The sequence below is a fragment of the Nevskia soli genome, from assembly GCF_903970205.1.
GTDB lineage: Bacteria > Acidobacteriota > Terriglobia > Bryobacterales > Bryobacteraceae > Bog-113.
Genome location: NZ_CAJCHS010000281.1, coordinates 1 through 6,987, shown reverse-complemented (window position 1 = coordinate 6,987; position 6,987 = coordinate 1). Strand labels below are relative to the sequence as shown.

At 61.2% G+C, this 6,987-nt stretch carries 6 protein-coding genes; 4 read left to right on the top strand and 2 right to left on the bottom strand.

Translation table 11 applies throughout. The annotated features are described in order from the left end of the window. The first annotated feature begins 114 nt into the window (after positions 1–114). From H1Y01_RS12635 to H1Y01_RS12625, 3 genes are read left to right on the top strand one after another with little or no spacing between them, the layout of a single operon-like run. Complete coding sequence (locus H1Y01_RS12635; protein WP_180540875.1) at positions 115–1,587, top strand: HD-GYP domain-containing protein; 1,473 nt, start codon at positions 115–117, stop codon at positions 1,585–1,587. After that, entirely contained in the window at positions 1,575–2,891 is a 1,317-nt protein-coding gene (locus H1Y01_RS12630) for an OmpP1/FadL family transporter (RefSeq protein ID WP_180540874.1), read from the top strand. The genes H1Y01_RS12635 and H1Y01_RS12630 overlap by 13 nt, the downstream gene beginning before the upstream one ends. 38 nt (positions 2,892–2,929) lie before the next feature. Further along, positions 2,930–3,655 carry an SGNH/GDSL hydrolase family protein gene (locus H1Y01_RS12625; RefSeq protein ID WP_180540873.1) on the top strand — a complete coding sequence of 242 codons (726 nt, stop codon included), beginning with the start codon at positions 2,930–2,932 and terminating at the stop codon, positions 3,653–3,655. 4 nt (positions 3,656–3,659) lie between these two features. On the opposite strand, the gene H1Y01_RS12620 is transcribed toward H1Y01_RS12625, so the two are convergent. Next, positions 3,660–4,589: an amidohydrolase family protein gene (locus H1Y01_RS12620; RefSeq protein ID WP_180540872.1), complete on the bottom strand. Its 930-nt coding sequence runs from the start codon at positions 4,587–4,589 to the stop codon at positions 3,660–3,662. Between the two features lie 90 nt (positions 4,590–4,679). Between H1Y01_RS12620 and H1Y01_RS12615 the strand changes: the two genes are divergently transcribed. Next, positions 4,680–5,654, top strand: a complete 975-nt coding sequence (locus H1Y01_RS12615; RefSeq protein ID WP_180540871.1) for a PAS domain S-box protein — start codon at positions 4,680–4,682, stop codon at positions 5,652–5,654. On the opposite strand, the gene H1Y01_RS12610 is transcribed toward H1Y01_RS12615, so the two are convergent. After that, positions 5,651–6,748, bottom strand: coding sequence for a sensor histidine kinase (locus H1Y01_RS12610; RefSeq protein WP_180540870.1), 1,098 nt, complete (start codon positions 6,746–6,748; stop codon positions 5,651–5,653). The genes H1Y01_RS12615 and H1Y01_RS12610 overlap by 4 nt on opposite strands. Positions 6,749–6,987 lie beyond the last annotated feature (239 nt).

The window sequence follows — 6,987 nt, the reverse complement described above, 5'->3', positions numbered from 1 at the left end:
GCTCGGAGTGGGGCTGTACGGCTCCATCGACACGGCTAGATCCCTTTTCATCGCGCGCGAGCAAGCCGGGATGAACTTCCTAATGGTAACGGCGAATTCCGCCGATAGGTTGGCGTGCGCACTTTGTGCCAGTCCGATGCCAGTGCCGCGTGCGAGGAAGCGGCCTCCTCGCTCCGCGTCGCTGAAGTGGTAGCGGCCCTCTCGCAAGCGCTGGACCTGGGGTCCGGGTCCACCCGCTGGCACTCCGTTCGTACGTGCATTCTCGGCATGCGGATCGCCGCCGAGCTTCGCCTGCCTGAATCGGTCCAAGCCGAACTCTACTACTCGCTTCTGATGAAGGACGCGGGATGCAGTAGCAATGCTTCCGACCTGTATCACTCGCTGGAATCCGACGATATTTCCGCCAAACGCGACGGCAAGAAAGGTGACTGGACGAAAACAAATTGGGACGCGGTGCAATTCGCGCTCAAGCACATTGCGCCGGGCAAGCCCTTTCTGGAGCGCGTGCGCGCCATTCTCCGCGTGGCCGGGCAACAAAAGCGCAGCGCCCGTCAGGTGACGGCAATAAGATGCGACCGGGGCGCCGCCATGGCTCGGCTGATGGGCCTTTCCGACGGCGTCGCAGATGGAATCGCCGGGCTGGATGAGCACTGGAACGGCGGTGGAAACCCGAACGGTCTTCGCGGCCAGGAAATCCCGATCGCATCTCGGATCATGCTTCTGGCCCAGACACTCGATATCGCCTACACAGATCAAGGCGCGGAACAAGCCGTTGCGACGATTAACCAACGGAACCGTCGCTGGTTCGATCCGGAGGTCGTGCGCGCCGCCTGTTCGCTGGCCAGGCGAAACACCCTCTGGACCAGTCTCGACACCGATAACCCGCTGTCGCTTGCGCTCCAGTTGGAGCCCGGCAATCGGGTTTTGTCTCACGATGATGTGACCCTGGACGCGATCTGCCAGGCGTTTGCGCAAATCGTCGACGCGAAGTCGCCGTTCACTTACGATCACTCGAACGGTGTGGCCAACGCCGCGGTGACAATCGCTGGGCGGCTGGGTTTCGCGCCCGCTCGTATTCTTCGCATCCGGCATGCGGCGCTGCTGCACGACCTTGGCAAAATGGCCGTGTCCAATTCCATTCTGGAGAAACCCGGCAGGCCGGATGAGGCCGAATGGCAAGCCCTGCGGAAGCATCCGGCTCTGACCGCCGAGATTCTACGGCCCATCGCGGGCTTCGAGCAATTGGCTGAAATCGCGGCCTCTCATCATGAAAAGCTGGACGGTACGGGCTACCATCGGGGTCTCACCGCCGAGCAGTTGCCGCTCGACGCCCGAATCCTGGCCGTCGCCGATGTTTTTGACGCGCTTTCGGCCAATCGCCCGTATCGGGAAGCGCTGCCTCGCGAGAAAGTCTTCGAAATCATCCGCAAAGACGCTCCGCACGCGCTCGACGCGGATTGCGTCGAGGTTCTCGAGCAGTCCCGCGTGGGCTTCGACCAGACTTCGGTCGACCTGCAAAGTTTACAACGCAAGCTGGCCGCGCTCGATGCGGCCTCCCGAAAGGTCCCGACCGCATGCTACCCCTGAATCGACGAATCACTCTTGCCCTGCTGGGACTTTCCGCGGCCGCGCGGGCCACGGCGGCCGACGTTTATGGATCGCCGGCGACGGCTCAAACGACGGCGCTAGGCGGCATTTCCCTCGGCTCAAGCGGCCCGACCGACGCGTTGGCCGACAACCCCGCTCTGCTTTGCTCGATCGGCGCTCCTTATCTCGAAATTACGGGAATGGGCATTGTGGCGGCCGGGCAATTTCATAACGCGACGCCCTACGCCGGAACTCTGCAAAGCGACGCCGGACTTTCCGGATCGGCCGCGTTCGGAATGCAGATCCCCGACACCCGTCTCAGCTTCGGCGTCGGAGTGTTCCCGGTCTCGACGCTGTCGGACCGCTGGAAATATCAGGACCCGCCCGGAACCGCCGGCGCCTCTTATGGAATCCAGTCCAGCAAGTCCGCATTCATCGCCGTTCAGCCGACGTTCGGACTTGGTTTCGCCGTTTCCAAACGGCTGTCCGCCGGAGCCGCGTTCGGTGTGGTCGATAACTTCAACGCGCTGGAGGCGCCGTACATCTTTCAGACCAACCCCACCCTGGCCGGGCTGAAGACCTTACTCGACCTCCACACGAGCGGCATCGGATACAACGGGACCTTCGGCGTGACCGCACTCCCGATGCGCCGTCTCCAGATCGGCCTTGCCTACAAAACGCGAACCAGCGTTCACACCACGGGGACGGCAACGGGTAACGCGTACGCCCAGTTCGCCGCGCTCAGCCTTCCCTACGCGTCCGATTTTCGTTATAAAGCCGCCGTGGACAACGTCTTCCCACAGACGGCTTTGGTAAGCCTGGCCTGGCAGCCGAAGCGTCAGTTACGCCTCTTTCTGCAAAGCGACTGGCTCAACTGGCATGCGGCCTTCGTGCAGCTTCCGGTCTATCTTACGGACGGGAATAACGCGCTGCTGAACACGCTCGTCCATTCCACATCTCTGGACGATGCGGTTCCTCTGCGCTGGAGGAATCAATGGATCACCCGAGCCGGCTTCGAAATCCCGCTGGGCGAATCGTTCAGCCTGGAAGGCGCGTATGCGCACGGCAACAGCCCGGTTCCGGCCAGTACGCTAACTCCTCTCACGGCTGCCATCATGACCGATACCTTGTCGAGCGGCATCTGTTATGCGAAGAATCGCTATCGCGTCCAGCTTGCTTACCAGGCAAATCTCCCGCAAACCGCCGACGTCGGAAACAGCGCGTTGTTGGCCGGCGAGTACAACAACACGCGCACGTCTGTCTGGCTACAGACGGTCGCACTCACCACGGGTATGCGCTTTTAGCCCGCGCGGTTCCGGCGCGGTTAGTATAATCCGTTCCGATGAAACGACTCCGGTTCACTCCTCTCACGCTCGCCCCTCGCGCGCTCGCCGCGTTTGCGCTCGTTGTCACCTCGAATGCCGCCGTCAATAACGACGACTGGCCCGATCTCGCAAAGTACGCCGACGCCAATGCGAAGCTCGGGCCGCCCGCGGCCGGCGAGGCGCGCGTGGTTTTCATGGGCGACTCGATCACCGAAGGTTGGAACCATGCCGAAGGAGGCTTTTTCCCCGGCAAACCTTACGTCAACCGCGGCATCAGCGGCCAGACCACCCCGCAGATGTTGATCCGCTTCCGCCCCGACGTGGTCGCCCTCAAACCCAAGGTGGTCGTCATCCTCGCCGGCACGAACGACGTAGCCGGCAACACCGGCCCCACCACGCTCGAAGCCATTGAAGACAATTTCATGTCGATGTGCGATATCGCTAAGCAGAACGGTATTCGTGTAGTTCTCTCCTCAATCCTGCCTGCTTACGATTACCCCTGGAAGCCCGGCATGAAACCGGTCGAGAAGATCGCCGCGCTCAATACCTGGTTGAAGGACTACGCGGCGAAGAGCGGATTTGTCTATCTCGATTACTTCCCGGCTATGGCGGCCGAGAATCGCGGAATGAAGCCTGAACTGAGCCACGACGGGGTTCATCCCAACAAAGCCGGGTACGCCCTCATGGCGCCATTGGCCGAAAAAGCCATAGCCGAGGCGCTTGCCCAAACCCCGGCCCAGTAACTAACTACCACTGCAGCCGAAATACCCGGTTGCCATTCTCCCAGGCGATCTTACGGAACACGGCGGGTGAACTAATCTGCTTCGATAGCTCCAGAGTAGCCCGCGCCACGCACTTACCTTCCAGCCGCTTGGCTTCCGGGTTATTGTTCTGCGAAACTCCCGCGCCATGTCCGTCCAGACAGCTGCAATCGCTGCCGAAAATCAACTTATCCTGGTGCCGGATTACGAATTCCCTCGAAAAATCAAGGTCGCGCGACAACGCGTTATTGCCCGAATTAGCGGACATATCCGCATATAGGTTCGGAAAATCGGATAACCAGCGGTCGGTTAGTCCGCCCGGCTTGACCGGTCCTGAGGGATAGCCGCGATCGGTAGGCACATCGGCGCTAATGTTCGCCCAGAATAAGTCGCCGTGGCCGATGAACTTCGTCTTCGGATAAGCGCTAAGCACCTTATCGAAATGATCGTACCCGGTGTTATACGGTAACTCGCCGGGAAAGTGCGGGAAGTTCTGGATATGCATCATGACGGGAACCTGCGTCTCGGCCGCGATATCGTAAACGCGCCGCATCTCCGCGGAATCCAGAGCCACGTGATACTTCATCTCCCCGATACTAACGGCGCCTGCCCGGATAGCCGTTCGCAGTATGTCGCCGGCGTCAGGCTTCGACGGATCGGTCGCCACCGAGCGCACGAAGTGCCCCGGACGCTTTTCCATCTCCACGCGCGCGCGGTCCTCGTCTGCCGCCGGAGTCAGCAACACCGCATTCGTAACTCCGCAGCCCTGGATGTGGGTAAAGCACGAATCGGCGTCGCGCCGCAGGTGAAGGTGCGTATCGAGCACGGGGCCGCCCCAGAGGGGCTCGGTCTGCGCTTGCGATCGTGCGAACGCTGCCGCGCCCAGGGCCGTCTTCAGAAATGTTCGCCGCTGCATGTGCCTCTCCATGTATTTATAAGAACACCCCGGAGACACGCGGAGTACCACGTTTGAAAGCACGGGATTACAATGGGAATCCAAATCACGATGAATACAACCGCTGCGGCGGTACTCGAAATCTTTGGCCTGTTCGAGGGCACGGCGGTCGGGATCTCAGTAGTGGACCTGAATAGCCGCATACTGCGGGTGAACGAACGATACGCGGAAATCACCGGATATTCCCGTGAAGAGTTGCTATCGCTAACGTTCGCCTCATTTACTCATCCCGACGACTTGTTCGACAACCTCGCGTGCGCGCGGCGCATCAACAAGGGGGAGATCGGCGGAGCGGTATTTGAGAAGCGCTACATTCGCAAGAACGGCGAAATCCGCTGGGTGCGGAATAGCATCTCAGCGATTCATCACGAGGGAAGACCGAGCGGCGCGCTGGTCTTAAGCGAGGACATCTCGGCGCGCAAAGTCGCTGAAGACGAGCTGGTGCGCACGCGGGACGTTCTGCGCCAACTCTCGCGTTCCATCGGGAACATGCCCGTACCCGATCCGGTACGGGATCCCGACGGAAAGGGACGCCTGGCGAAAGCGCTCATCGGCGCCCTCGAACGGCTGCGCGACGTAGCCGACCGGGCACTGGAAGCCGTAACGTCGAGCGGCTATCCTGACGACGCGCGCGCCCAGGCTTCCCCGCCGGACGGATTTCGCAGCTCGCTCGCCCAAGAACTCGCCCGATTCACGCGCTGCACGGGAATGTTCGTCACCGCCGATGTCCAGGCCGGTTTGGAGGGCCTGTCCCCGCAAACAAGTGAATCGATACAACGCGTCGTGAACATGCTGTTACGAGATGCGTATCGTTTCTCCGGCGCCGATTCCGCGGACGTCGCCATTGCCCGTGATCCCGGCGGTCTAAAGGTCGAGGTCCGCGACACCGGCCGCGGATCGCGCCCTTTGATCGTTTCGAAGAACCAATCGCACGCTCTCGACCGGCGGATTGCCGAGCTCGGCGGAACCCTGGAACTTCAAACCGCGGTGGACGGAACACTGCGGCGCGCGGTGCTGCCTATTTAGCCGGCTCGAACCGCCAACGGCAGAACAAGCGTGAATGTCGACCCGCGTCCCGCCTCCGTTTCCACGGAGATATCACCGCCCATCATTTTGGCGAAGCGCCTGCTGATCGCAAGCCCTAACCCGGTCCCGCCGAAGCTGCGGCTGATGGCATGGTCGGCCTGCGAGAAGGGCTCGAATAGTTTGGCGGTCTGCTCGGGTGTCATCCCGATCCCGGTGTCGGTTACCGCGAAGGAAATATCTTCGGTCCCGCGCATGCCGATCTTCACCGTGATCTCGCCTTTCGTCGTAAATTTACACGCATTCCCCACCAGGTTGATCAGCGCTTGCCGCACTTTCGCCTGGTCGGCGTACATCGAAGCGACCTCCGAATCCATGATGAGCCGCACGTTATTGGCGTTGCGCTTCGCTAGCGGGTCGATCACGGTTAGAACCTCCTCAACCAGCGGCGCGACGGCGAACGTCTCCAGGTGCAGGTCCATCCTTCCGGCCTCGACTTTCGAAATGTCGAGCACCGCATTAATGAGTTCCAGCAATCGCTTGCCCGCGGCGTGAATCTTCCGGACGTCCCGGACGACAGAATGGAATCCGGCGTCCTCAGCTTCTTCCATGACCATTTCGCTATAGCCGATAATCGCGTTGAGCGGTGTCCGCAGCTCATGGCTCATATTGGCGAGGAACGCGCTCTTAGCCCGATTGGCTGCGTCGGCGGCCGCTTTGGCGACGCTCAGTTCCGCCTCCACCAGCTTGCGGTCGTGAATATCGGTGTTCGTTCCCAACCATTTCACGATTTCGCCGGACGGCGATCGCAAAGCAACCGCGCGTCCGAGGTGCCAACGATACTGTTCGTCGGCAGCTCGAAACAGCCGGAACTCGACCTCATAGGGTTCGCCCGTTTGCAGGCTATGAGTCCACCGGGCGACCGCCTGAGGGACGTCGTCTGGATGTACGATGCTTGCCCAACCTGCGCCCAGAAGCACTTCGGCCGGACGGCGGCAATAATCCACCACCTGCTCGTTTACATAGTCGAGAAGGCCCGAAGGCTGCGCGGTCCACACCTGTTGCGGCATGGCTTCCGCCAGTTCTCGATAGCTCAACTGCGGCGCGTTGGTTAATGGCTCTCCGATGCGGACGCTCTTTCCCGATTCCCGTCGATCAAGGATGACAGAGTCCCGTCCGGGTTGGGCGGGAGTCCGTCGTAACGCTATTTATGTTCTTCTTTCGGCGGTGCTGGATGCGCGGCCGGGGCGGGTCGCGGTGGAGGAGCGGCATGTTGTGCCGGGGCGGGTCGCGGTGGAGGAGCGGCATGTTGTGCCGGAGCGGGTCGTGGTGGAGG

Coding starts and splice junctions, on each gene's coding strand:
- H1Y01_RS12630 (WP_180540874.1), top strand. CDS start 1,575: ATGCTACCCCTGAATCGACGAATCACTCTTGCCCTGCTGGGACTTTCC.
- H1Y01_RS12625 (WP_180540873.1), top strand. CDS start 2,930: ATGAAACGACTCCGGTTCACTCCTCTCACGCTCGCCCCTCGCGCGCTC.
- H1Y01_RS12620 (WP_180540872.1), bottom strand. CDS start 4,589: ATGCAGCGGCGAACATTTCTGAAGACGGCCCTGGGCGCGGCAGCGTTC.
- H1Y01_RS12615 (WP_180540871.1), top strand. CDS start 4,680: ATGAATACAACCGCTGCGGCGGTACTCGAAATCTTTGGCCTGTTCGAG.